The following is a 24805-nucleotide window of genomic DNA, read 5'->3' on the forward strand; positions in this document are numbered from 1 at the left end:
CCGTGGTCGGGGCGGGCTTCGCGGCCCGCCCGGTCGCGGGGCTGTTTGAATGGGGCCCGTGATCGAGTACGTGTTGCTGGCCGGCGGTGTCGTCGGCGTCGGGTGGCTGGTGCGGCGCAAGCACCTGGCGCGGGCGGGTGCCGGGCCGGTGCCCGGGATCCCCGGGATGGCGCGGATGCCGGCCGGGCAGGGCCGGTGGCGGCCGGGCCGGGTGTACGCCGAGGAGGGCGTGGCCCGGTGGGTTCCGGAGCGCGGGGAGGCGCTGGCGCTCCCCGGCGGGCGGGCCACCGGTCTGCGGGTGCCGTCGATGAAGGAGGGGATCTCCATCAACCCCGGTTCGCGGATCGTGTCCTGCGTCTACGACGGTGGCGGGAGCATCGAGATCGCGGTGATGCCGCTGGACGTGCGGGAGCTGCTGGAGGCCGTGCCCCGGGCGGAGTGACCGGACGTCCGCCGCGCCTCTCGGTGGTCGTCGGGGTCGGCGTCAGCCGTTGAGCTCTGCCAGGACGCGCAGGGTGTGCGGGTCGGGCGCCGTGACGAGGAGGTCGGTGACGGGGCCCTTGCGCCACAGGTCGAGGCGTTCGGCGATCCGTTCCCGCGGGCCGACCAGGGAGATCTCGTCGGCGAAGGCATCCGGGACGGCGAGCACGGCCTCCTCCTTGCGTCCGGCGAGGAAAAGCTGCTGGATGCGGCGGGCCTCGTCCTCGTAGCCCATCCGGGCCATCAGGTCGGCGTGGAAGTTGCGGGCCGCGTGGCCCATGCCGCCGATGTAGAAGCCGAGCATGGCCTTGACGGGGAGGAGTCCCTCGGCGACGTCGTCGCAGACCTTGGCGCGGGCCATCGGCGCGATCATGAAGCCGTCGGGGAGGTCCGTGAGCGAGGCCCGGTAGACGTCGGTGCGGGTCGGTGACCAGTACAGGGGCAGCCAGCCGTCCGCGATCCGGGTGGTCTGGGCGATGTTCCCGGGGCCTTCCGCGCCGAGGAGGAGCGGCAGGTCGGCGCGGAGCGGGTGGGTGATGGGCTTGAGCGGCTTGCCGATGCCGGTCCCGTCCTCGCCCCGGTACGGGTGGCTGTGGAAGCGGCCGTCCAGGGCGACCGGTCCCTCGCGGCGCAGCACCTGGCGGATGACGTCGACGTACTCGCGGGTCGCGGTCAGGGGGCTCGCGGGGAAGGGGCGCCCGTACCAGCCCTCGACGACCTGCGGGCCGGACAGGCCGAGGCCCAGCATCATCCGGCCGCCGGAGAGGTGGTCCAGGGTCAGGGCGTGCATGGCGGTCGCGGTGGGGGTACGGGCGGCCATCTGCGCGATGGCGGTGCCCAGGCGGATCCGTGAGGTGTGTGCGGCGATCCAGGTCAGCGGGGTGAAGGCGTCGGACCCCCAGGCCTCGGCGGTCCACACCGAGTCGTAGCCGAGGTTCTCGGCCTCGGTGGCGAGGTCGAGGTGGGCCGGGGAGGGGCCGCGGCCCCAGTATCCGAGTGCGAGTCCGAGGCGCATGAGCGGGTCCCTCCAGCCGGAACTGACGATGCGTCAGGTGACTGTAGGGCAACGGCCCCCCGCCCGGAAGGGCGGAGGGCCGCGGCTCCGGGTCCGGCTACTTGCCGAAGTAGCCGGTGATGTCGGCGATGAGGTCGACGCTGCCCGCGTTGTTGTAGAAGCTGACCTTCCCGTTCACCACGGGGACGATGACCAGGTTGGGGACGGTCTGGCCGGCGGTGAAGTTGAGGTTGGAGGCGCTCGTGCGGGTGGTGCCGCTCGGGTAGACCGACACGTGGCTGGACGTCGTCGGGTTGGTGGCCGTCACGTTCAGGATCACTGCGGTGACACCGGTGGCCGGAACCCCCTCGACGCCCGCGACGGTCAGGGTGACGACGCCGCCCTGGCCGACCGGTGCCTTGGCGACGCCGAGGCCCTCGCGGGTGTCCATCAGGCGCTTCGGGCCGAGGTTGGAGTGCTTGGCGCCCTCACCGGTCGTGGTGAAGTAGCCGGTGATGTCGGCGATGAGGTCGACGCTGCCCGCGTTGTTGTAGAAGCTGACCTTCCCGTTCACCACGGGGACGATGACCAGGTTGGGGACGGTCCGGCCGGCGGTGAAGTTGAGGTTGGAGGCGCTCGTGCGGGTGGTGCCGCTCGGGTAGACCGACACGAAGCTCGACTGCGTCGGGTTGGTCGCCGTCACGTTGAGCACCACCGCGGTGAGGCCGCCCGGTGCGGGGAGCCCGTCGACGGCCGAGAGGTCGAGGTCCAGGACCCCGCCCTGGCCGACCGGGGCGGTCGGCACGCCACCCGTGCCGTTGCGCGTGTCCAGGACCCGCTTCGGGCCGAGGTTCATGTGGGTGGAGCCCTCGCCGCTCGCCAGGAAGTAGCCGGTGATGTCGGCGATGAGGTCGACGGTGCCCGCGCTGTTGTAGAACTGCACGATCCCGTCGTGGACCGGCACGACGACCAGGTTGGGGATGGTCTGGCCGGGGGTGAGGTTGAGGTTCGAGGCGCTCGTGCGGACCGTGCCGTTCGGGTACACCGACACGTATCCGGCCTCCGTCGGGTTGGTCGCCGTCACGTTCAGGACCACGGAGGTCACCCCGTACGCCGGGACGCCCTGGACGCCCGCGACCTTCAGGGGCACCACCCCACCGGGCCCGACCTTGGCCCGTGGCACGCCCAGGCCCTCACGCGTGTCCATCAGCCGCTTGGGCAGGACCGGGACGTACTTGACGTCCGAGACGTCCGCCTCGACGGTGACGGGCAGGCTCGTGGACACCTTGCCGTTCTTCGCGGTCGCCCGGACCTGGATCCGGTGGCTGCCCAGGCCCAGCATGGTCGCGGCGCTCGTCGCGTCACCCGCGACCGCCCCGGCCGGGACGCCGTCCACCAGCAGCTCGAAGGAGCTCACCAGCGAGGCGGCCGTGCTGGTGGAGAAACCGACCACCAGCTGCCCCGGCGTCTTCACGGTCCCGCCGGGCACGACGGGCTTGTCGTTCACCGAAACGATCTTCAGCTGGGCCGCGGGCCCCGACTTCCGGATCGTGTCCAGCTGCGGGTACAGCTGGTGGCCCGGGCACTCGGTGTTGAAGCCGTCCCGGTGGCCGGAGACCGTCCTGAACGGGTAGGGCTGGCCGGCGGTGAAGCTGGTGCCGGCGTAGTTCTTCTGCGTGGCACCCGCGGTCAGCGTCGTCGTGCCGTCCATGTCGACGTCGTACTGGCCCAGCTTGTACGCCGCCATCTTCGAGATGCCTTCGAGCGCCTGGGGCGAGGCCCCGGCGTTCGTGTAGTCGCCCAGGACCGCGACGCTCGTCGACTCCGAGTTGAAGCCGTAGGTGTGGGCACCCATCACGGGCTGGTCCACGCCGCCCTGGCGGCCCTCGAAGAGGGTGCCGCACTTGTCGACGAGGAAGTTGTAGCCGAGGTCGCGCCAGCCGTTGGTCTTCACGTGGTAGACGTGCAGACCGCGGACGATGGCCGCCGAGTCGGTGCACTCGTAGGGCGCGGTCGCCGCCGTGTGGTGCACGAACAGGGCCTTGATCCTCCCGCCCGCGAGATAGATCGGGCCCTCGTTGTTCAGGGACTCGTCCGCACCCCATTGGGCGCGCGAGACGACGTCGGGGCGCGGAGCCGTCGACTCCGGCCCGGGCGCCGCCGCCGCGGCCGCCGCGCGGGCGCCCGACGCCGGCGCGGACTTCGCCGCACCGCCGCGCCCGGCCCTGCCCGGGTCCACCAGGTCCAGCTCCAGGCCCGCGGGCAGCGCCGCCGAACCCCCGCTCACCCGTACCTCGGCGCCGTCGGCGGAGCCGACCCACACGGGCTCCGTGGCACCGCGCGCGTCCGGGCGGACGCCGTCGAGGCCGGCCTTGAGCGGCTCCAGTTCGACCCACGGCGTCCACGCCCCGGTCACGGCGTTGCGGCTGCGGGCCTCGATCTTCCCCCGCACCTCGGCGGAGGCGTCCTTCCAGGACACGCCCATGAGCCCGAAGCGCTCCGTGTTCCGCGCGGAGACGGCTGCCTCGGCGGCACCCTTCGACTCCAGCGCGATCCTGCGGACCGTGCCCTCCACCGGGCCGTTCGTCCCGGCGGAAGCACTGCTGCCCGCCCGGTCCGGACCGGGTCCGGCGGCGACGGCCACCCCCGGCAGGCACAGCGTCGCGACGACGCCGAGCGCGGCGGCGAGAGCCGTTCCGCGCATGCGACTTGCTATCACGTAGTTCCCCACCCGTTCGCAACTCATCGAATATGAGTACTGGTTGGCTCGATGCTACTGATCCGTACCGACAGGTCCGAACCAACGACGCCCCACCGGCGGGCTGCCGGTGGGGCGTCGGGGTGGAACGGGAGGGACGTACGCGGATCAGCCGCGCTGGATCCCCGAGGTGTCGCTCAGGATGCCGCGACGGCCGTCCTGGGTCTGCGCGACGAGCGCGGTCCCGCCGCGCTGCTCGACCGCCAGGTACCAGGTGCCCGGCGCGAGTTCGGCGATCTGCTGGGGGGAGCCGTCCTCCGCGAAGAGGGGGCGGGCCACCGGCACCGCGAACCAGAACGGGCTGAAGTCCGCCGCCGGAGCGGGCGTCGCCGCCTGGTGGCCGGCGCCGGAGTCGTGCGGGCCGGGCGCCGGGGTCGGCGTGCCGCCGTACGGCGGGACCGGCTGCGGGGTCGAACCGTAGGGCTGCTGCTGCCCGCCCGGGTAGCCGTCGCCGGCCCCCGGCTGCGGCTGGCCGCCGTACGGCTGCGGGGCGGCGGGCCGCGCCTCCGGCAGCAGCGAACCGGCGAGCGCCGGGACCTTCGCGCCGAAGACGGCCACACCGGCCAGGGCCAGGGTGGCGAGGAAGGCGATGACGGCGCCCGCACCCAGGTCGAGGGTGCTCGGGCAGGTGATCAGCGCCCACAGGGCGGACCAGGCGGCCGAGACGGCGAGGACGGTGCCCCACGCCGACAGCGGCATCCCGATGACCTTGCGGCTCTCCGGCTGGAAGCGGCCGGCGACGAGCAGACCCGCGGCGATGAACCCGAGCAGGAAGACGCTGGGGAGCACCAGACGGTAGGCGTCGGTGTCCCACGCGCTCGGCAGGTCGCCGCCCGTGGTGGAGTAGAAATCGAAGAACGAGGCGATGAACAGCAGCGCCGCTGCTCCGATCACCACGCCGTCGCCTCGAGTGAGGGAGCGGATGTTCACGTCTTAGGTGTCCTTCTCGGTCTCGGTCGTCTCGTGGTGCCGCGGTCGCAGCGCAGATCGTGCCTGCAGCAGGGCGGGCGGCACCATGGTACGGAGGTTCCCCGCGGCCGAGAGGATCGGGGCGGCGGGCGTCCCGGCGGGACGCCCGAGAGGGACTACCCGCCCAGGAAGCCGACGATGCCGTCCGCGATGCCCTGGGCCGCCTTCTGCCGCCAGTCCGGACTCGTCAGCTGCGCCGCGTCCTTGGCGTCACGCATGTTGCCGCATTCGATGAACACCTTGGGCCGAGTTGACAGGTTCAGTCCGCCCAGATCGTCGCGGACGACCAAACCGGTCCCGCCGCCCAGATAGTTGGCGGGCGCCGAGCCGGTGGTGCGCGCGAAGTTCCCGGCGATGCGTTCGCCCAGCTCGCGCGAAGGTTCGACGATCTTCGCGGTGTCGGCGGCGCCGCTCTTGACCTTGGCCGGGAGGATGACGTGGAAGCCGCGGTTGCCGGCCGAGACCCCGTCGGCGTGGACGGAGACGACGGCGTCGGCGTTCGCGTCGTTGCCGATGCGGGCGCGCTCGGTGATGCAGGGCCCCCAGGCGCGGTCGCCGGTCTCGTGGGTGAGGACCACCTTGGCGCCCTGGGCCTCCAGGGCCGCCCGCAGGCGCTTCGAGACGTCCATCGTGAACTCGGCCTCCATGTAGCCGGAGTTCGTGGTGGTCCCGGTGGTGTCGCACTCCTTGCGGTTGGTGCCGATGTCGACCTGCTGGTCGATCTCGTCGGTGTGCTTGAAGTTGCCGGTGTTGTGCCCGGGGTCGACGACCACGGTCTTCCCGGTGAGCGGGCCCTTGGCCGGAGCCGGTGCGGGGGCCGCCGCGGTCGTGGTCGGGCTCGTGCTCGGGGTGGAACCGGGCTTCGCGTCCCGCTGGCCCGGCGCGACGGTCGAGTGCGAGGCGGGCTGCGGGGCCGAGCGGGGCCGGTTCTCGTCCGGCCCGGCGCCGGACAGCGCCTGGGTCAGGACCCAGCCGGCCAGGCAGGCCGGGGCGAGCGCGGCGATCCCGACCACGAGCGTGGAGCGTCGGGTGAACCAGTGCCGGTCCGGATCGGCCGAGGAACCGGACTCGGGGGGCGGGGGGCTGTCGTCGTAGCGCACGTCCGCGATGCTAGACCGCTCCCCGCCCGCCCGACCGGGACTGCGCCATCCGGGGGCGTGGTGCGCTTATATGAACGGCGGTGTCAGATGCCCGGGCCGGTGCGGCGCAGGACGCGCAGGGAGTCGGTGACGGAGACCTCCTCGAAGGCGCCCGAGGCGAGGGCGCGCAGGTAGATCCGGTACGGGGCCTGGCCGCCGTCCGCCGGGTCCGGGAAGACGTCGTGGATGACGAGCGTGCCGCCCTCCGCGACGTGCGGGGCCCAGCCCTCGTAGTCGCCCGAGGCGTGCTCGTCGGTGTGGCCGCCGTCGATGAAGACGAAGCCGAGCCTGCCGCCCCAGGCGGCCGCGACCTGCGGGGAGCGGCCGACGATCGCGATGACGTGCTCCTCCAGCCCGGCCCCGTGGAGGGTGCGGCGGAAGGTGGGCAGGGTGTCCATCAGCCCGACCTCCGGGTCCACGACCGTCGGGTCGTGGTACTCCCAGCCGGGCTGCTGCTCCTCACTGCCCCGGTGGTGGTCCACGGTGATCGCGGCGACCCCGGCCTCGCGGGCCGCGTCGGCCAGCAGGATCGTGGAGCGCCCGCAGTACGTTCCGACCTCGAGCAGCGGCAGCCCGAGCGCCCCGGCCGCGGCGGCCGCCTCGTACAGGGCGAGGCCCTCCCGTACGGGCATGAACCCCTTGGCCGTCTCGAAGGCGGCGAGGGTCTCCGGCTTGGGGCTGGCCATGTCGTTCCTCCTGCTGAGCTGCGTGTGGCGGCCCATGCTGCCCTACCGCCGGGTAGGGGTCCATGCCGGGGCTCCGCAGGTGCGCGTGGATCAGCGGCCGAACAGCCGGGACAGTCCGCCGGTCCCGCCCGTCCCCTCGGCGCGCCGCCGCTCCCGTACGTCCCGCCGGAAGGCCGCGCGGGTGTCGGAGACCTCCTGCGCCAGCCGCTGGCTGCCGCTCAGGAAGGGCAGCCGGTGCAGCAGCAGGTCCATGTGTGCCAGCGCGCTCACGGGATCGCCCGCCTCGCCGATGCTGCGCAGCACACGGTGTGCCACTTCGGGATCGCCGTACTCGGCCAGCTCCGCCAGGTCCGGGAAGAGGCGCCAGTACAGCCGCGCGGCGCCCGCGTGGTCGCCGACCAGCCAGGCGTCGTGGGCCAGCCGGCGCCGCACGTCGAGCAGGACGGGGCTGCCGGCGGTGAGCGCCCACTCCAGGTCGGGCAGCAGCGGCCCCAGCCAGGCGCGTTCGCTCTCCGCCCGCTCACGGGTGCGTGCGTCCCACTGGCCGTCGCGGTCGCGGGCGCCCCCGTGCATGGCCGAGGCCAGGTGGTAGCGGGCGGTCAGGGTGACGAGTCCGTGCACGCCGAACACCCTGCCGGCCTGCGCGATCAGCTCGCGCAGCTCCTCCTCGTGGCGGCGGCCGTCACCGGGCCCGAAAGCCGCGGCCTCGCCGACGCAGGTGGCACGGGCGGTGATCGTGTCCGGATGCTCCAGGCCCAGGATCCGCACCATGCGCGGCAGGATCCGTTCCAGGTCCGTGGTGGACCGTCGGCGGACCCGCACCGCCCGGTGGTAGGCCGCCCGGACCGTGAGCGGGTCGTGCACGCCCAGTTCCTCGGTCAGGTCGTCGACCAGCATGGCGAGCCGGGCGACGACATCGGCCGGGGAGTCCTCCAGCAACTGCGTCAGCCGCCGGTCCAGCATCAGGCGGACCGCGTCGTCGGCGGCGGTGTGCACGGTCGGGGCGTACGCGGGCGGCGGCGGGTACGACACGGCCGCCCCCGGGACCGGGGCCTCGCCGCGGGCGATCTCGGCGAGCCGACGGGAGACCGCCACCGCGTCCGCGGGCCGGTCGCGCGGGTCTTTCGCCAGCAGGTCCCGTACGAGGGTGTCGAGCGCGCCGGGCAACTCCTCCCGCAGCGAACTCGGTGCGGGCGGCTCGGCTGTGAGGTGCTGGGTGAGGAGTTCGTGCATCTCGCGGGCCGTGAACGGACGGGTCCCGGTGAGTAGTTCCATGAGGACGCAGCCGAGGGCGTACAGGTCGGCCCGGCCGTCGACCGGAACCCCGTTCGCCCCACCGGTCCAGCGCTCGGGAGCCATGTACGGGAACGAGCCGATGACCGTTCCGGTGCCGGTCAGTTCCGTGCCGGCACCCGCCCCGGCTCCGGCCTTGGCGATCCCGAAGTCGAGGACCTTCACCACCCCGGCCCCGGTGACCATCACGTTGGCCGGCTTCACGTCCCGGTGGACGATCCCGGCGGAGTGGGCGGCGCCGAGGGCGTCCGCGATTCGTGCCGCCCACTCCAGGGCGTCCGCGAGCGGCGGCACGCCGTCCTCCAGCACGTCGGCCAGGGTGCGGCCCCGCAACAGCTCCATGACGAGGAAGACGGCATCGCGACCGCCGCGTTCGATGCGGCCGAAGTCGTGGACGGTTGCGATGTTGGGATGGGCGAGGTTCCCGGCGAGGCTGGCCTCCCGCTCGAAGCGGCGGGTCTCCTCGGGCGTCTGCGGATAGCCGATCTTGACGGCGACACTGCGCCCCACCCGGCCGTCCTCTGCCCGCCACACCTCGCCGAAGCCGCCCTGGCCGAGCAACTCCTGCAGCGCGTACCGGCTTTCGATCAGTTCCCCCACGTGCGCATTATCGCCGGCCGTGTCATCCGTTGGATGAATCGAGCCACCGCAGTGCGGTCGGATGGCTACGCTCGGCCACGGAACCGGCAACTGCCTTGGGGGTGACCGTCCATGGTCGGCGTGCGCGATCTCGATCCCAGCGCCTCACCGCTGGACTACTACGGATCCGAACTGCGCCGCCTGAGGGAGGACGCGGGGCTCAACCAGGCGCAGCTCGGCAGCATCGTCTTCTGCACGGGCTCCCTGATCGGCCAGGTGGAGACCACCCGCAGGGTCCCGACGCGGGACTTCTCGGAACGGGTGGACGCGGCCCTGGGCACGGGCGGGGTGTTCTCGCGGCTGGTGGGGCTGGTGCTGCGGCACCAGCTGCCGACGTGGTTCCAGGCGTACGCGGAGATGGAGGCGCGGGCTGCGTATATCTCGTCGTTCCAGCCACAGTTGGTGCATGGTCTGTTACAGACAGAGGCCTACGCGCGCGCGGTCCTGGGTGTGTGGATCGAGGAAGGGCTCGATGCCAAGGTGGCTGCTCGGCTGGAGCGTCAGCGCATTCTGGACCGCAAGAACCCGCCACTGATGTGGGTCGTGATGAGCGAGGCCGTGCTGCACCAGGAGATCGGTGGCCGTACGGTCATGCGGGACCAACTCGCGCACCTGGCGGCACTAAGGAGGCGGGAGTGGGTGCAGGTACAGATCCTGCCCTACGCGGCAGGCGCGCACGCGGGACTGCCAGGTGAGTTCAACCTCCTGCGCTTTGAGGACAACCCGGATCTCGTTTACACCGAAGACTTCGTGCAGGGTCATATGACGGCCAATCCGCAAGCTTTCAGGGAGGGTTCGCTCCGATACGATCATTTACAGGCCGCTGCGCTCTCCCTGGAGGACTCGGCGGCGCTGATCGCCCGCGTATTGGAGGAGCGCTATGGAGACCATCCAGAACCTGACGGGCACGCGGTGGCGTAAGTCTTCGTACAGCGCGGAAGGCAACTGCGTCGAGTGCGCCCCGCTCGGCGTCCTCGCCTGGCGCAAGTCCTCGTACAGCGGCGACACCGGCGGCGATTGCGTCGAGGTCGCCCCGCAGCCCTGCCTCGTCGCCGTGCGGGACTCCAAGGTGCCCGAGGGGCCCGTCTTCACCGTCCGCCCCGCCGCGTTCGCCGCGTTCGTGAGGGCCGTCTCGGTATGATCCGCTCCCGACTCGGGGAGTAGGGGGCGGGGGACATGGAGCAGCTGGGGCCGGGGGGCCCGACGCGCGTGGGGCCGTTCGAGGTCGTCGGCGTGCTCGGGCAGGGCGGGATGGGGCGGGTGCTGCTGGCGGCCGGCCCCGACGGGCGGCTCGTCGCCGTCAAGCAGGTGCTCGCGCACTTCGCGGACGACGAGGCCTTCCGGGCCCGGTTCCGCCGTGAGGTCACCGCCTCGCGCAAGGTGTCCGGTGCGTACACGGCCGCCGTGATCGACGCCGACCCGGACGCCCCGACGCCCTGGCTGGCCTCGGTCTTCGTCGCCGGTCCTTCCCTCGGCGCCGTGGTCAAGGCGGGCGGGGTGCTGCCCGAGGACGTCGTACGCCGCCTCGCCGCGGGCCTGACGTCCGCGCTGGCCGAGATCCACCGGGCCGGGCTCGTGCACCGGGACCTCAAGCCCGACAACGTGCTCCTCGCGGAGGACGGCGTACGCGTCATCGACCTCGGCATCGCCCGGGCCACGGACGGCGAGGCGGACGGCGACACCGGGCTGACGCGTACCGGGTTCGTCGTCGGATCGCCCGCGTACATGTCGCCCGAGCAGGCGGAGGGCCATCCGCTCACGCCGGCCAGCGACGTCTTCTCCCTCGGTTCGGTGCTGGTCATGGCGCTGACGGGCCGCAGCCCCTTCGCCGGTACCTCCACGCTCAAGACGCTGTACGAGGTGGCGCACGGCGAGCCGGACCTCGGCGGGGTCCCGGTGGGGCTGCGCGACCTCGTCGCGCGCTGCCTCGCCAAGGACCCGGCGGCCAGGCCGACCCCGGCGGCGCTGCGCGGGCTGATCGGTCCGGTGCCGCCGTCGGGCCGCCAGTGGCCGTCGGTCGTGTACGGCATGCTGCGCGAGCAGAGGGTTCTGATCGACAGCCTGTTGGAGGGCCGTCGTCCGGCGGGCGGTGACCCGGAGCCCGAGGCGGCCTTCGGCCCCGTGCGCGGTCCCGACGGCGGGCCGGCCGCGGCGACCGGGCAGGACCGGCAGGTGCCCGCCCCGCAGGCCCCGCCCGCGCCCGTGGTCGCGGAGGAAACCCGCCCCGGCGGTCCTCGCCGCGCCCGGCGGCGGGTGGCGGCGCTGGTGGCGGCCGGTGTCCTCCTCGTGGCCGGGACCGGGACCGCGCTGTACGTCCGGGACCGGATGAACGCCCCCATCGCGTACACGGCCCTGCCCGGCTGCCAGGAGGTGCGCGGCATGCTGCCGCTGGACCTGCGCCCGTCGGACGCGGACGCCAAGGTCCGTACGGCCGACGGCGTCCGGACGACCTGCAACGGGGGCGGGGGAACCGCCGCGTCGCCGACCGCGGTGGTCCGGTGGGACCTGACCCTGGGCGGGGGCGCGGACGCCGACGCCGCCGCGCAGAAGCGGCGTTTCCAGGCGGAGGCGGCCGGCCGGCGCGCGGCCTCCCGCCTCGGGTTCGGCACCGAGGCCTACTGGGAGTCCGCCGGCGCCGACTGGACCTGCGCCCTCGCTGTACGGGAGGGCAACCTCTCGGTCCGGGTGGGCCTCAAGGCGACGCCGTACGCCAAGGGCGCCTGTGAGACGAAGGCGAAGGACGCGGCCCGCGCGGCCCTGAAGGCGGCGACGCGCAGCTGACCGGCGCTCCGGGGCCGCCGCTCGGCCGCGCCCGGGCTCTATGCGGAGGGCGGGCCCAGGCGGCGGCCGTTGCTCGTGCCGCACGCCAGGCAGACCATCCAGTCGCCGAGCAGGCCGTCCTCCCGCAGGTGCGGCTCGGAGGCGACGTTCGACTCCTCCTCGCCGCAGAACACGCAGTCCCCGTCCTCGCCCTCAAGGCGCCGCATGGGGGCGGGTGGTGCGCCGGCGCGGCGCTCGCAGCCGAGCCAGCCGCACGCCGGGCACTCCCACCACGCCTCGGGGCGTGGCGCCGGTCCCGCTCCGCCCCAGCGGTTGCGGCGGAGCATGACGGTGAAGGGCGTCAGCGTGCGCCCGCAGCGCGGGCAGTCGGGGGCGGCCATGCGGGCCTTCCTTTCCGGTTCGGAGTCTCTTCTCACGGTCTGCCCCGCGACGCCGGGCGCGGACCCCCGTCACGGTGGGCGGTCGGGCGCGAAGAACACCCGTATCTGACCTGGCGTCAGATTGAAACGTGTTCTAGTCTGCCGCGCATGGGCATCGGAATCACGCAGGAGCAGCGGGAGTTGGCCGAGGCGGTGCGCGGCTGGGTGGCGCGGGTCGCGCCGCCCGAAGAGGTGCGCAAGCTGCTCGACTCCCCGCCGCGGACCGGAGTGCGGCCCGGGTACTGGGACGCGCTGACCGCGTCGGGGCTCATGGAGCCGCACCTGGACGGCGGGACCCTGCTGGACCTGGCCGTCGTCGTCGAGGAGGCCGCCCGGGGCGCGCTGCCCGGGGCGTACCTGCCGAGCGCCCTGGCCTCCGTACTGCTGGACCGGGCCGGGGCCGAGCCGCTGTCCGGCCGGGTCGGGGCGGTCGCGCTGGGGCCGGGCACCCTGACCGCCGTGGCCACGGAGGGCGGCGGGCACCTGCTCGACGGGCTGGCGCCGCCCGTCCTCGGCGCCGGCGAGGCCGACCTCGTGCTGCTCGCAGCCGAGGCCGCGCACGGGACCCGCTGGTTCGCCGTGGACGCCGTCGCGCTGGACGTCCGCACGCACGAGAGCGCCGACCCGACCCGCCCCACCGCCGAGGTGCGGGCGCGCGGCGTGACCGTCCCCGCCGGGCGGCTGCTGGAGCTCGACGCGCCCCTGGTCCGCGACCTCGCCTGCGCGCTGTTCGCCGCCGACGCCTGCGGCACCGCGGCCCGGGCCCTGCACACGGCCGCCGAGTACGCCAAGGTGCGCGAGCAGTTCGGCCGGCCCATCGGACAGTTCCAGGGCGTCAAGCACCTGTGCGCCGACATGCTCGTGCGCCTCGAACAGGCCCGCGCGCTGGCCTGGGACGCCGCCCGGGCCATGGACGAGCCCGCCGACGTGCGCTCGCTCGTCGCGGCCCTCGCCGCCGGCGCCGCCCTGGACGCCGCGTACTCCTGCGCCAAGGACTGCATCCAGATCCTCGGCGGGATCGGGTTCACCTGGGAGCACGACGCCCACATCCACCTGCGGCGGGCGGTCGTCGCCCGCCAACTGCTCGGGCCCGGCGACGGCCACCGGGTGCGGGCCGTGCGGTGCGCGGCGGGCGGGGCGCGGCGCGAGCTGCGCCTGGAGCTTCCCGGCACGGGCCGAGGAGTACCGCGCGAAGGCCCGGGCCGCCATCGAGGACGCCCGGGGGCTCGACCCGGCCGCGGCCCGGCGGATCCTGGCCCCCACCGGCTACGCCGCCCCCTACCTGCCGCCGCCGTACGGGCTCGGCGCCGGGCCCGTCGAGCAGATCGTCGTCCAGCAGGAACTGGCGGCCGCCGGGGTCAAGGTCTCCGACCTCGGCATCGCCACCTGGATCGTGCCCTCCCTGCTGGCCTACGGGACGCAGGCGCAGCGCGACGCCTACGTGCTCCCCACCCTGCGCGGGGAGATCACCTGGTGCCAGCTCTTCTCCGAACCGGGCGCCGGCTCCGACCTGGCCTCCCTGCGGACCCGCGCCGAGCGGCGGGACGACGGCTCCTGGCTGGTCAACGGCCAGAAGGTGTGGACGAGTTCCGCGCACAGCGCCGACTTCGGGATCCTGCTGGCCCGCACCGACCCGGCGGCCCCCAAGCACAAGGGGCTCGGCTACTTCGTCGTCGACATGAAGAACACCCCGGGCATCGACGTGCGGCCCCTGAAGGAGATCACCGGCGAGGCGCTCTTCAACGAGGTCTACCTCGACGACGTCGAGCTCCCGGCGGAGGCGCTGGTCGGCGCGGCCGACGGCGGCTGGAAGGTGGCCCGCAACACCCTCGGCAACGAACGCGTCCACATGGCCGACCGGATGACCTTCGACACCGGTCTGGAGGCGCTCCTCGCCCGCGCCGCCGACCTCGACGGCGCCCACCGGGCGCGGATCGGCGCCCTGGCCGCCGAGGCGCACGCCCTGGCCTGCATCGGGCTGCGCACCACGCTGCAGCAGGTGTCGGGGCTGGAGCCGGGCGCGGGGGCGTCCGTACGCAAACTCGTCCAGACCCCGCACCAGCAGCGGACCGCCGAGCTGGCGCTCGAACTGCTGGGGCCGGCGGGAGCGGTACGGGAAGGGGCCGGGGAGCGGGCGGTGCACGGGATGCTCATGTCCCGCTGCCTGACCATCGCCGGGGGCACCACGCAGGTCCAGCTCAACGTCGTCGCCGAGCGGATTCTCGGCCTCCCGAGGGACTGAAGGGACACCAGGGGCATGAAGTCGTACATCGTGGGCGTCGGCATGACGAAGTTCGAGAAGCCCGAGTCGCGGGACTGGCAGTACTGGGACATGGCGAAGGAGGCCGGGTCCGCGGCGCTCGCGGACGCGGGCGTGGACTACGGGCTGGTGCAGCAGGTGCCGGTGGGCTACTGCTTCCAGGCCTCCACGGCGGGGCAGCGCGCGGCGTACGAGCTGGGGCTGAGCGGAGTGCCGGTCTACAACGTCAACAACAACTGCGCGACCGGGTCGACGGCGCTGATGATGGCGCGGCAGTTCGTGGAGGGCGGGCTGAGCGACTGCGTGCTGGCGCTGGGCTTCGAGAAGATGAAGCGCGGCGCGCTGGGCGGGGGTGCGGACGGGGGCGACTTCAAGACCTCACCGGTGGCCCGGCACTACGGGATCATGGCGGCCGGGCACGGCTTCGAGATGTCCCCGCCCACGGCGCAGATCTTCGGCAACGCGGCGCGCGAGCACATGGAGCGCTACGGGACCACGCCCGCGCAGCTGGCGGCGGTCGGCGCCAAGAACCACCGGCACTCGGCGGACAATCCGAACGCCCAGTTCCAGGACGTGTACTCGGTCGAGGAGGTCCTCGCGGCGAAGGAGATCCACGCGCCGCTGACCAAGCTCCAGTGCTCGCCGACCTCGGACGGCGCGGCGGCGGCCCTGGTGGTGTCCGAGCGGTTCCTGGTGGCGCACGGACTGCACGACAAGGCCGTGGAGATCGTCGGCCAGGCGATGACGACGGACACCGAGGCCTCCTTCGCGTCGGGCTCCTGCATCGACGTGGTCGGCAAGCCGATGACGGCGGCAGCGGCGCGTCAGGCGTACGAGGCGTCCGGGCTCGGCATCGAGGACGTGGACGTTGTGGAGCTGCACGACTGCTTCTCGATCAACGAGCTGCTGACGTACGAGGCGCTGGGCATGTGCGAGGACGGGGCCGCGGGCAAGCTGGTGGAGAGCGGCGCCACGACGTACGGCGGGCGTTGGGTGGTCAACCCCTCGGGCGGGCTGATCTCCAAGGGGCATCCGCTGGGGGCGACCGGCCTCGCCCAGGCCGCGGAACTGGTCTGGCAGCTGCGGGGCGAGGCGGGGGCGCGGCAGGTCGAGGGCGCTCGCACGGGCCTGGCCCACAACATCGGCCTGGGCGGCGCGGCGGTGGTCACCCTGCTGCGCCGCTGACCGCGCGGCCCGCCGCCGGGCTCCCGGGGGCTCTGCCCCGGCTCCCCGCGCCCCGGACGCCGCCGCACCCGCTTACGCCCTCCTCAGCTCGCAGCGGTCCGGCCCGCACTCCCTCCGGAGACGGCCGCGGGAGACGGTCTCGGCCAGGCCGATCGCCCAGCACATGGGGCAGCCGCGCAGGGCGATCAGGCCGACCGGGGCCAGGAGCAGGGTGGCCGGGCCGAAGGCCGGGATCAGGGCGAAGGCCGCGATCAGCGCGCCGAAGCCCACCGCACCGCGCGCCAGGTGCCGCGGCACGGACGCGCTGGCGAAGCCGGAGCCGGAGCGGGACGCGGGAGCCGGGGCCGGGGCCCCGATGTCAGTGGTGGGCAGCGGCACGGGTGTCTCCCAGGGTGTGCTGGAGGGCGGCGCGCGCCCGGTGGAGCCGCGACTTCATCGCGGCGGTGCTCAGCCCGAGGGCCTCGGCGGCGGCCCGGCCACTGTGGCCCTGCACGTCCCGCATGATCAGCACGCGCCGCTGGTCCGCCGGCAGCTCGGCGATGGCCTCCGCCACCCGCCCCGCCTCCAGGCGTCGCAGTACCTCGTCCTCCGCCGACATCACGGCCGTGTCCGGCAGCGGTGGCCGCTCCCGCGGCATCAGCCGGGCCCGCCGCAGGCACTCGTTGCGGACGATGCGGAACATCCACGACGCCAGCGCCCCGGACGCCCTGAGCATCCCGATCCTGCGGTACAGGATGATCAGCGCCTCCTGCGCCGCGTCCTCGGCGTCCTCGCGCGACGCGCACAGTGAGTGCGCGAAGCGCCGTACGTTCGGGTGCGATCCGGCGACCAGCGCGGTCAGCGAATCGAGGTCACCGCCCTGCGCGGCGACGACCAGGGCCTCGTCCGGCCAGTCGGTCCGGTCAGCCACGGGCCCGGCCCCGGCGGCGCAGGACGGCGACGGTGCACGCGCAGAGCAGGACGGCCGCGCCGGCAACGATGACAACAGTGATCACGTCAACCTCCAGGTCAGGTGCCGACCTCGGCGTCGGCACCATACACAAGAGGCGCGGGCACCCCGAAAGGATTCACCCCAGGGCCGGATCGACCACCGTCTCGCCCGTCGACGCCCGGCGGACCGCCTCCGCGAGGTCCTCCACCCGGCCGTCCCGCAGGACCAGTCCCGCCGCTCCGGCGGCGAGCGCGGCCTCCCGCAGACCCGGGTGCGCCGAGCCCGTCATCACGAGGATCCGGCACTCCGGATCGTCCTCCAGCAGGGTCGTCACCGCCGAGAGTTCCTCCACCAGGGCCACCGCCGGGCGGGCCGACGGGTCCCTCACGACCTCGATGTCGGGCTGGAGGCCGAGCTGCAGCGCCAGGGCCGGATTCGACGGGTCCAGCAGGACCCGCAGGGCACGGGCCTGACGGTGTTCCACGGGCATTTCGTCCACCCGGCCAGCCTATCTGACGGGCAGTCAAGAGTCTTCCCAAGTGCGGGGGCGTGCGTTATACATTCCCTCACCGGCCGACCCTAGAACGCGTTCTAGAACCGGCCGTCCCGCATACGACCTCGGTGCGGCCGACGGTGCGGACGACCGCGCCGAGGTCTTCCAGGCAGCGATTTTCCAACGACAGGGAGCCGCGTCCTCATGCCGATCGATGCCGCCAGGGCCCTCGCCGCAGACCCCCGCCGGGGGGACATCGGCTGGGACCACAAGGACATCCAGCTCTACCACCTCGGCCTCGGCGCGGGCCTGCCGGCGACCGACCCTGACGAGCTGCGCTACACCCTCGAATCCAAGCTCCACGTCCTCCCCAGCTTCGCGACCGTCGCCGGAGCGGGCATGGCCATGCTCGGCGGCCTCGGCCAGCCCGGCATCGAGGTGAACCTCGCCAACGTCCTGCACGGCGGCCACTCCATCGAGCTGCACCGGCCCATCCCCGTCAAGGGACGCGCCACCTCCAGCTCCAAGGTCGCCGCCGTCTACGACAAGGGCAAGGCGGCCGTCATCGTGCTGCGCTCCGAGGTCGCCGACGCCGACGGGCCGCTGTGGACCAGCGACGCGCAGATCTTCGTACGGGGAGAGGGCGGCTTCGGCGGCGAGCGCGGACCCTCCGCCCGGGAGGAGCTGCCCGAGCGCGCCCCCGACCGGGTCGAGGAACGGCACATCCGCGAGGACCAGGGCCTGCTCTACCGCCTGTCGGGCGACTGGAACCCGCTGCACGCCGACCCCGAGTTCGCCAAGCTGGCCGGCTTCGACAAACCGATCCTGCACGGCCTGTGCTCGTACGGGATGACCCTCAAGGCCGTCGTCGACACGGCCCTCGGCGGGGACGTGTCCCGGGTCCGCGCCTACCGCACGCGCTTCGCGGGGATCGTCTTCCCGGGGGAGACGCTGCGCATCCGGATGTGGCAGGAGCCCGGCCGCGTCCTGGCGTCGGTGACCGCCGTCGAACGCGACGACGCGCCGGTCCTCGCCGACACCGTCGTCGAACACTCCTAGGGGTGTGTCCGGCGGATCAAGGTCGGACACCCCCTCACCCTCCCGCCCCCTGACAGCACCGACAGGAGCCGCACCGTGCGCGCAGCACTGCAGAGCGAGATCGGCCAGGACAAGCTGGAAGTCGTCGACGACATGGAGGCCGTGGGCTTCGGCCCCGGCAAGGTGAAGATCCGGATCAAGGCCACCGGGCTGTGCCACTCGGACCTGTCCGCGATGAGCGGCGTCCTGCCGCAACCCGCCCCGTTCATCCCCGGCCACGAGGGCTCCGGCGTGGTCACGGACGTCGGCGACGGCGTCACCGGCCACGCGATCGGCGACCGCGTCCTCGTCTGCTGGCTCCCGCCGTGCGGCCACTGTCCGTCCTGCCGGCGCGGTCAGGGCCACCTGTGCCTGGAGGCCTTCGGGAACGTCGCCACCCCCAACTTCAAGCGGGGCGCCGGTGACATCTTCGGCTTCGCCGGCACCGGCACCTTCTCCGAGGAGATGGTCGTCCCCGCCGCCTGCGCCGTCCCGATCCCCGACGACCTCCCCTTCGACATCGCGGCGCTGATCGGCTGCGGGGTCACCACGGGCCTGGGCGCCGCCATCAACACCGCGAAGGTGGAAGCCGGTTCCTCGGTGGCCGTCATCGGCTGCGGCGGCGTCGGCATCTCCGTCATCCAGGGCGCCAAGGTGCAGGGCGCGGCCCAGATCGTCGCCGTGGATCCGGTCGCGTCCCGCCGCGAGGCGGCCCTGCGCTTCGGGGCGACCGAGGCGGTCTCCCCGGAGGAGTTCGGCGACGCCAAGAACCGGATCACCGCCGGCGAGGGCTTCGACTACGTCTTCGAGGTCGTCGGCAAGTCAGCGACCGCCCAGAAGGCCTACGAGATGACGCGGCGCGGCGGCTCGGTCGTCGTCGTCGGAGCGGGCGCACTCGACGACAACTTCCAGATCAACATGTTCTCGCTGTTCTTCGACGAGAAGAAGATCCTGCCCTCGATGTACGGCGGCGGCGACGTGCTGCGCTCCTACGAACGGACCATCGCGCTGTGGCGGGCCGGCCGGATCGACCTGGCGAACCTGATCACGCACCGGGTGAGCCTGGCGGAGGTCAACGACGCCCTCGACCAGATGCGCACGGGCGTCGCCCTGCGCACCTGCATCGAACTCTGACCGCCTTGCCGGATCCGACCAGCTCTGAGAGGAACACCACCGATGTCACTCCCACTTGAGGGGCTCAGCGCCATCGTGACGGGCGCGGGCCGCGGGCTCGGCCGGGCCGAGGCGATCGAGCTCGCGCGGCTGGGCGCGAGCGTGGTCGTCAACGACTTCGGCCAGCCCGGCCGGGACGGCTCGGGCGAGGCCTCGGCCGCTCCGGCGCAGGAGGTGGCCGAGGAGATCCGCGCCGCGGGCGGGCAGGCCGTCGCCCACCTCGGCGACGTCGCCGACTTCGAGCAGGCCCGTGAGCTGGTCGGGCTGGCGGTGAGCACCTACGGCAAGCTCGACGTCCTGGTCAACAACGCCGGCATCCTCCGCGACCGGATGATCTTCTCGATGTCGGAGGAGGAGTGGGACTCGGTGATCCGCGTCCACCTCAAGGGCCACTTCAACACCACCCACTTCGCCTCCGCGCACTGGCGCGAACGGTCCAAGGCCGCGGGCGGCCCCGTCTACGGCCGGATCGTCAACACCTCCTCCGAGGCCTTCCTCGGCGGCTCGGCCGGCCAGCCGAACTACGCGGCGGCCAAGGGCGGCATCGTCGGCCTGACGACCTCGACCGCCCTGGCCCTCGCGAAGTACGGGGTGACGGCCAACGCCATCTGCCCGCGCGCCCGCACCCGTATGACGGAGGACGTCTTCGCCGGCTTCGAGGTCCCCGAGGACGGCCGGCTGGACGCCCTCGCCCCCGAGCACGTCGCCCCGCTCGTCGGCTACCTGGCCTCACCCGCCTCCGCCCAGGCCAACGGACAGCTCTTCGTCGTCCACGGCGGCATCGTGGTCGTCATGGAGCGCCCGAAGGTCGCCGCGAAGTTCGACACGGGCAAGGAGTCCTTCTCCTACGAGGAGCTCGACGGGGTCCTCACCCCGTACTACGCCTCCCGCCCGGCGAACGAGACCTTCGCCGCGCCCGAGGTCCTGGGCCTCAGGCACGGCTGAGCCGGACCCGCCTTCCTACCGCCCCGCCAGAGGTGCCTGCTGGAGGGGGACCGGGCGGGGCGACGGCGGGCGCGGGGGGTCCGCCCGGACCGACGGGTCCCCACCCGCCGACGGATCCGCACCCACCGGCGGGCCCCCGTGCACCGGCGCGGGAGGGGACGGGGGAAGGGCCATTGCGACGATCCCGCAGGGCACCTGCGGGATCGCGTACGGCAGGTGCAGGCGGCCCTGCGCGCTCCACAGGCCCGTCCCGCCGAGCCACCCCGCGGGGGCGGCCAGCCGGAAGACGTGCCGGTCGGCCGGGCGCCACAGGCCGATGTCGCCCTCGGGCAGCCGCAGCGCCACCCCGCAGGTCTCCGGCATCAGCGCCTGGCCGGGCTGGACGGCGAAGGGCACGGCGTCCCCCAGCCGCAGGCACTCGGGGAAGCGCACCGGACGCGAGCTGCCCAGCACTCCCCAGCCCAGGCGCGGTTCGCCCGGGGCGTCGGAGCGGATCAGCAGCAGCCCGCTGTCCGGGTCGGCGAGCACCAGCCGGTCGTCGCTGTCCTCGGTGATCTGGAGCAGCGGGGTCACCCTGCCGTCGCCGCCCAGGTCCACGGTGACGGCCTTGGTGGTGCCCTCCAGCTCCCGGTCCAGGGCCAGCAGCCGGCCCGTGCGGTCCAGCCACACCCCGCCGGAGCAGCGTCCCGGGATCCGGGCCACCCGCTGCGGCCCGAAGGCGCAGCCGGCCACCTGCCACAGCGTCGTCACCGTGTCCGACGCCGCCACCGCGAAGGCGGCGGAGCCGTCCGGGGCCGGCGGCAGCAGGAAGACCCGTACGCCCTCCTCCGCGTCCACGCCGCCCAGCTGGAGCTCCCCGGTGCGCGGCCCGGCCGCGGCGCCGCCCGTCGGGTAGAGCAGGGCGAAGGCGTGCCGGTCCGCGACCCTGCGGTGGATCAGCACGCGCCCGTCGGTCAGCGGGAGGAGCTCGCTGTCCGCCTCCTCGGGCTGTGCGAGGGGCAGCGGCACCGCGTAGGGCTCGGGACCCGCGAGGGTCCAGCGTTCCGCGTAGCGGGCCTCTCCGTTCCCGGCGAGCCGGGCGGCGTACGACCCGTCCGCGGAGATCGTGAACGGGGCCGTGGTCGTCATCTCGATGGCACAGACAGTCATCCGGGCCGTCACCTCCGGTGAGGAAGCTAGTTTTCGGGATTCCCGCCGAACAACACGACCAAGGCGGCTTCACACGTAAGGGTGTCCGGGCGGCGATTCGTCTGTGATGGGCGGTGCGATTGTGCTGTGCGGCATCGAAAGGCAGGCGCTCCGGGCGGGTGGCGGGCCGCTTCGCAGGTACCGGTGCTGACCGGGCCGGCCGCCACGGACGGTAGCCTTGGCCCGTGCCCCGTCTCTCTGAAGTCATCGCCGCGCTGGACGCTCTCTGGCCCCCCTCGCGGGCCGAGCAGTGGGACGCGGTCGGAACCGTGTGCGGCGACCCCGATGCCGAGGTCGGCCGGGTCCTCTTCGCCGTGGACCCGGTCCAGGAGATCGCCGACGAAGCCGTGGAGCTGGGGGCCGACCTGATCGTCACCCACCACCCCCTCTATCTGAGGGGCACCACCACGGTCGAGGCCGGCACCTTCAAGGGCCGCGTCGTGCACACGCTGATCAAGAACGACATCGCGCTGCACGTCGCCCACACCAACGCCGACACCGCCGACCCGGGCGTCTCCGACGCCCTCGCCGGTGCCCTGGACCTGCGGATCACCGGCCCGCTGGTGCCGGACCCGAGCGACCCCGAGGGCCGCCGCGGCCTCGGCCGGATCTGCGAGCTGGACCGCCCCGAGACCCTGCGCGAGTTCGCCGCCCGCTGCGCGGCCTGGCTGCCGCCGACCGCCCAGGGCATCCGCGTCGCCGGCGACCCGGACGCCATGATCCGGCGCGTCGCCGTCAGCGGCGGCTCCGGCGACAGCCTCTTCGCCGAGGTCCGCGCCGCGGGCGTGGACGCGTTCGTCACCGCCGACCTGCGGCACCACCCGGTCTCCGAGGCCCGCGAGCAGAGCCCGCTGGCCCTCGTCGACGCCGCCCACTGGGCCACCGAATGGCCCTGGTGCGAGCAGGCAGCCGCGCAGCTCGACGCGATCTCCGAGCGCCACGGCTGGGGTCTGCGCACCCACGTCTCGCGCACGGTCACCGACCCGTGGACGGTGCACGCGCCGTCCGTACCCTCCCCTTCTATCTCTGGAGCCCCCAACTGAACGCCGAGCCCGCCGACCAGATCCGACTTCTCGACGTCCAGGCGCTGGACGTCCGGCTGTCTCAGCTCGCCCACAAGCGCAAGTCCCTGCCCGAGCACGCCGAACTCGACACGCTCACCAAGGACCTGACGCAGCAGCGCGACCTGCTGGTGGCCGCCCAGACCCAGGCGAGCGACACGGCCCGCGAGCAGACCAAGGCGGAGCAGGACGTCGACCAGGTGCGCCAGCGCGCCGTCCGCGACCAGCAGCGGCTCGACTCCGGCGTGGGCATCTCGGCCCGGGACCTGGCGAACCTGCAGAGCGAGGTCGTCTCCCTCGCCAAGCGCCAGGGTGACCTGGAGGACGTGGTCCTGGAGGTCATGGAACGCCTGGAGGCCGCGCAGGAGCGCGTCTCCGAGCTGACCGAGCGCGTCTCCGCCCTGGAGGTGAAGGTCGCGGACGCCACGACCCGCCGCGACGCGGCCACCGCCGAGATCGACGCCGAGGCCGCGAAGGTCACCAAGGACCGCGAGGTGATCGTCACGTCCATGCCGGCCGACCTGATGGCCCTGTACGAGAAGATCCGCGTCAAGCAGGGCGGGGTCGGCGCCGCGCGCCTCTACCAGCGCCGCTGCGAGGGCTGCCGCCTGGAGCTCGACATGGCCGAGGTCAACGAGATCAAGGCCGCGGCCCGCGACCAGGTCGTCCGTCACGAGAACTGCGGCCGCATCCTGGTCCGTACGGCCGACTCGGGCATCTGATGCCCCGTCTTGTCGTGGAGGCGGACGGCGGGTCCCGGGGCAACCCGGGGCCCGCCGGCTACGGCGCGGTCGTCCTCGACCCGGCCTCGGGCGAGACGCTGGCCGAACGCGCCGAGTACATCGGCGTCGCGACGAACAACGTGGCGGAGTACAAGGGCCTGATCGCAGGGCTCACGGCGGCCCGTGAACTGGCGGCCGACGCCGAGGTCCTGGTCCGGATGGACTCCAAGCTCGTCGTCGAGCAGATGTCGGGCCGCTGGAAGATCAAGCACCCGGACATGAAGCCGCTCGCGGCCGAGGCCGCGCGGATCCTGCCGCGCGCGCAGGTCACGTACGAGTGGATCCCGCGCGAGCGGAACAAGCACGCGGACCGGCTCGCCAACGAGGCGATGGACGCGGGCAAGCGCGGCGAGCAGTGGGAGCCGTCGGCCTCCTCCGCCGCCCTCGACGCGTCCGCGGCTCGGTCCCTGTCCACCCCGCCGCCGTCCGGCCCGCCCGGGAACGCCGCCGCGGGCGCCGCGGCGGCGCGCGCCGCCCTGGCCGCCTCCCGCGGCACCGCCGCCGGTGCCGACACGCTGTTCGGCTCACCGGCTGCCGAGACCGCCGAGGCAGGCGCGGCCACCGCTCCCGCGTCGTCCCGTACGCCGGCCACCAGCGGCGCCGGCACGGGCGGACCGGCCCCGCAGGCGGCTCCGACCGCCCCGGTCCCCGCAGCGGGGCAGGGCTGGGGTCCCGACATGGGCGCGCCGGCCACCTTCGTGCTGCTGCGCCACGGCGAGACCGCACTCACCCCGCAGAAGCGCTTCTCCGGAAGCGGCGGGAGCGACCCCGAGCTGTCCCCGGCGGGCCGCCGCCAAGCGGCGGCCGTCGCCGAGGCGCTCGCCGCCCGCGGCACCGTCCAGACGGTCATCAGCTCGCCGCTGCTGCGGTGCCGCGAGACCGCGCAGGCCGTCGCCGACCGCCTCGGCCTCGACGTGACGGTCGAACAGGGCCTGCGCGAGGTGGACTTCGGCGCCTGGGAGGGCCTGACCTTCGCCGAGGTGCAGGAACGCTTCCCGGACGACCTGCAGGCCTGGCTGGACTCCCCGAAGGCCGCCCCGACGGGCGGCGGGGAGAGCTTCGCGGCCGCCACCCGCCGGATCTCGGCGACCCGCGACCGGCTCCTGGCCGAGCACGCGGGTCGCACGGTCCTGCTGGTCACGCACGTGACCCCGGTCAAGATCCTGGTACGCCTGGCCCTGGGCGCCCCTCCGGAGTCGCTGTTCCGCATGGAACTGTCGGCGGCGTCCCTCTCGGCGGTGGCCTACTACGCCGACGGCAACGCCTCGGTCCGCCTCCTGAACGACACCGCGCACCTGCGGTAAGCCGTGCCGACGGCCGGGCCCGGCCCGGTGGTTTCCGGGGCTCCGCCCCGGACCCCGCGCCTCAATCGCCGGCGGGGCTGGATGTGCGGGGCGGTGGCTTCGTGGGGTGTGGGGCGGTGCCCCGGCGGAGTGTCTCCTCGGCTCGGCGCGCGCGGGCATGTCGCGGTGGTTGCCGGGGGTGGCGCCTCGTCCTGTGGGGACACTCCGCCGTGTCCCCGCCCCACTGCCGTGCCCGTCGCGGGGGGACC

The 24805-nt window shown here is 73.7% G+C and carries 22 protein-coding genes and 1 pseudogene; 12 read left to right on the forward strand and 11 right to left on the reverse strand.

Translation table 11 applies throughout. The annotated features are described in order from the left end of the window. Nucleotides 1–58: 58 nt before the first annotated feature. A complete protein-coding gene (locus AC2RP6_RS27095; protein WP_486448550.1) occupies nt 59–442 on the forward strand; it encodes a hypothetical protein in 384 nt (127 codons plus the stop codon). Nucleotides 443–484: 42 nt separating this feature from the next. On the opposite strand, the gene AC2RP6_RS27100 is transcribed toward AC2RP6_RS27095, so the two are convergent. From AC2RP6_RS27100 to AC2RP6_RS27125, 6 genes are all read right to left on the reverse strand, one after another. After that, nucleotides 485–1495, reverse strand: a complete 1011-nt coding sequence (locus AC2RP6_RS27100; protein ID WP_486448551.1) for an LLM class F420-dependent oxidoreductase — start codon at nt 1493–1495, stop codon at nt 485–487. A 97-nt stretch (nt 1496–1592) separates the two neighbouring features. Beyond that, nucleotides 1593–4178 carry a peptidoglycan recognition protein family protein gene (locus AC2RP6_RS27105; protein ID WP_486448552.1) on the reverse strand — a complete coding sequence of 862 codons (2586 nt, stop codon included), beginning with the start codon at nt 4176–4178 and terminating at the stop codon, nt 1593–1595. Nucleotides 4179–4340: 162 nt separating this feature from the next. Then, a complete protein-coding gene (locus AC2RP6_RS27110) occupies nt 4341–5162 on the reverse strand; it encodes a hypothetical protein (RefSeq protein WP_486448553.1) in 822 nt (273 codons plus the stop codon). A 155-nt stretch (nt 5163–5317) separates the two neighbouring features. Next, complete coding sequence (locus AC2RP6_RS27115; protein WP_486448554.1) at nt 5318–6301, reverse strand: N-acetylmuramoyl-L-alanine amidase; 984 nt, start codon at nt 6299–6301, stop codon at nt 5318–5320. 83 nt (nt 6302–6384) lie between these two features. After that, entirely contained in the window at nt 6385–7026 is a 642-nt protein-coding gene (locus tag AC2RP6_RS27120) for a class I SAM-dependent methyltransferase (protein WP_486448555.1), read from the reverse strand. 90 nt (nt 7027–7116) lie between these two features. Then, the gene (locus AC2RP6_RS27125; RefSeq protein WP_486448556.1) at nt 7117–8919 is read right to left on the reverse strand and encodes a serine/threonine-protein kinase; all 1803 of its coding nucleotides are present in this window, start codon (nt 8917–8919) and stop codon (nt 7117–7119) included. 111 nt (nt 8920–9030) lie between these two features. On the opposite strand from AC2RP6_RS27125, the gene AC2RP6_RS27130 reads away from it, so the two are divergent. Genes AC2RP6_RS27130 through AC2RP6_RS27140 form a run of 3 tightly spaced genes read left to right on the forward strand, consistent with a single transcriptional unit; the run spans nt 9031 to nt 11739 of the window. Continuing rightward, on the forward strand, nt 9031–9879 hold the full coding sequence (locus AC2RP6_RS27130) for a helix-turn-helix domain-containing protein (protein ID WP_486448557.1): 849 nt from the start codon (nt 9031–9033) through the stop codon (nt 9877–9879). Beyond that, nucleotides 9839–10099, forward strand: coding sequence for a DUF397 domain-containing protein (locus AC2RP6_RS27135; protein WP_486448558.1), 261 nt, complete (start codon nt 9839–9841; stop codon nt 10097–10099). Before AC2RP6_RS27130 ends, AC2RP6_RS27135 begins: the two co-directional genes overlap by 41 nt. Nucleotides 10100–10134: 35 nt before the next feature. Next, nucleotides 10135–11739, forward strand: coding sequence for a serine/threonine-protein kinase (locus tag AC2RP6_RS27140; protein ID WP_486448559.1), 1605 nt, complete (start codon nt 10135–10137; stop codon nt 11737–11739). 38 nt (nt 11740–11777) lie between these two features. Here the strand turns inward: AC2RP6_RS27140 and AC2RP6_RS27145 are convergent, their stop codons facing one another. After that, entirely contained in the window at nt 11778–12119 is a 342-nt protein-coding gene (locus tag AC2RP6_RS27145; RefSeq protein WP_486448560.1) for a hypothetical protein, read from the reverse strand. A gap of 147 nt (nt 12120–12266) precedes the next feature. On the opposite strand from AC2RP6_RS27145, the pseudogene AC2RP6_RS27150 reads away from it, so the two are divergent. After that, nucleotides 12267–14400 (forward strand): annotated as a pseudogene (locus AC2RP6_RS27150) (acyl-CoA dehydrogenase family protein). A 15-nt stretch (nt 14401–14415) separates the two neighbouring features. After that, a complete protein-coding gene (locus AC2RP6_RS27155; protein WP_486448561.1) occupies nt 14416–15603 on the forward strand; it encodes a lipid-transfer protein in 1188 nt (395 codons plus the stop codon). A gap of 72 nt (nt 15604–15675) precedes the next feature. Here AC2RP6_RS27155 and AC2RP6_RS27160 read toward each other — a convergent pair whose 3' ends face one another. The 3 genes from AC2RP6_RS27160 to AC2RP6_RS27170 all read right to left on the reverse strand — a co-directional run bounded on the left by AC2RP6_RS27160 (nt 15676) and on the right by AC2RP6_RS27170 (nt 17024). Further along, the gene (locus AC2RP6_RS27160) at nt 15676–15981 is read right to left on the reverse strand and encodes a hypothetical protein (RefSeq protein WP_486448562.1); all 306 of its coding nucleotides are present in this window, start codon (nt 15979–15981) and stop codon (nt 15676–15678) included. Next, nucleotides 15962–16513, reverse strand: a complete 552-nt coding sequence (locus tag AC2RP6_RS27165; protein ID WP_486448563.1) for an RNA polymerase sigma factor — start codon at nt 16511–16513, stop codon at nt 15962–15964. Before AC2RP6_RS27165 ends, AC2RP6_RS27160 begins: the two co-directional genes overlap by 20 nt. A 157-nt stretch (nt 16514–16670) precedes the next feature. Continuing rightward, nucleotides 16671–17024, reverse strand: coding sequence for a response regulator (locus AC2RP6_RS27170; RefSeq protein WP_486450461.1), 354 nt, complete (start codon nt 17022–17024; stop codon nt 16671–16673). Between the two features lie 207 nt (nt 17025–17231). On the opposite strand from AC2RP6_RS27170, the gene AC2RP6_RS27175 reads away from it, so the two are divergent. The 3 genes from AC2RP6_RS27175 to AC2RP6_RS27185 all read left to right on the forward strand — a co-directional run bounded on the left by AC2RP6_RS27175 (nt 17232) and on the right by AC2RP6_RS27185 (nt 20222). Next, nucleotides 17232–18086 (forward strand): MaoC/PaaZ C-terminal domain-containing protein, encoded by an 855-nt coding sequence (locus AC2RP6_RS27175; protein WP_486448564.1) that lies wholly within the window; start codon nt 17232–17234, stop codon nt 18084–18086. A gap of 75 nt (nt 18087–18161) precedes the next feature. Continuing rightward, complete coding sequence (locus AC2RP6_RS27180; protein WP_486448565.1) at nt 18162–19238, forward strand: Zn-dependent alcohol dehydrogenase; 1077 nt, start codon at nt 18162–18164, stop codon at nt 19236–19238. Nucleotides 19239–19280: 42 nt separating this feature from the next. Continuing rightward, nucleotides 19281–20222 carry a 3-oxoacyl-ACP reductase gene (locus AC2RP6_RS27185; protein ID WP_486448566.1) on the forward strand — a complete coding sequence of 314 codons (942 nt, stop codon included), beginning with the start codon at nt 19281–19283 and terminating at the stop codon, nt 20220–20222. Nucleotides 20223–20237: 15 nt separating this feature from the next. Here the strand turns inward: AC2RP6_RS27185 and AC2RP6_RS27190 are convergent, their stop codons facing one another. Further along, on the reverse strand, nt 20238–21371 hold the full coding sequence (locus AC2RP6_RS27190) for a hypothetical protein (RefSeq protein ID WP_486448567.1): 1134 nt from the start codon (nt 21369–21371) through the stop codon (nt 20238–20240). 224 nt (nt 21372–21595) lie between these two features. Here AC2RP6_RS27190 and AC2RP6_RS27195 point away from each other — a divergent pair, with 224 nt between their 5' ends. Genes AC2RP6_RS27195 through AC2RP6_RS27205 form a run of 3 tightly spaced genes read left to right on the forward strand, consistent with a single transcriptional unit; the run spans nt 21596 to nt 24557 of the window. Beyond that, nucleotides 21596–22453: a Nif3-like dinuclear metal center hexameric protein gene (locus AC2RP6_RS27195; protein WP_486448568.1), complete on the forward strand. Its 858-nt coding sequence runs from the start codon at nt 21596–21598 to the stop codon at nt 22451–22453. Next, complete coding sequence (locus AC2RP6_RS27200) at nt 22450–23193, forward strand: zinc ribbon domain-containing protein (protein ID WP_486450462.1); 744 nt, start codon at nt 22450–22452, stop codon at nt 23191–23193. The genes AC2RP6_RS27195 and AC2RP6_RS27200 overlap by 4 nt, the downstream gene beginning before the upstream one ends. Continuing rightward, nucleotides 23193–24557: a bifunctional RNase H/acid phosphatase gene (locus AC2RP6_RS27205; RefSeq protein ID WP_486448569.1), complete on the forward strand. Its 1365-nt coding sequence runs from the start codon at nt 23193–23195 to the stop codon at nt 24555–24557. The genes AC2RP6_RS27200 and AC2RP6_RS27205 overlap by 1 nt, the downstream gene beginning before the upstream one ends. Nucleotides 24558–24805 lie beyond the last annotated feature (248 nt).

This window comes from Streptomyces sp. WAC03905 (assembly GCF_057371075.1).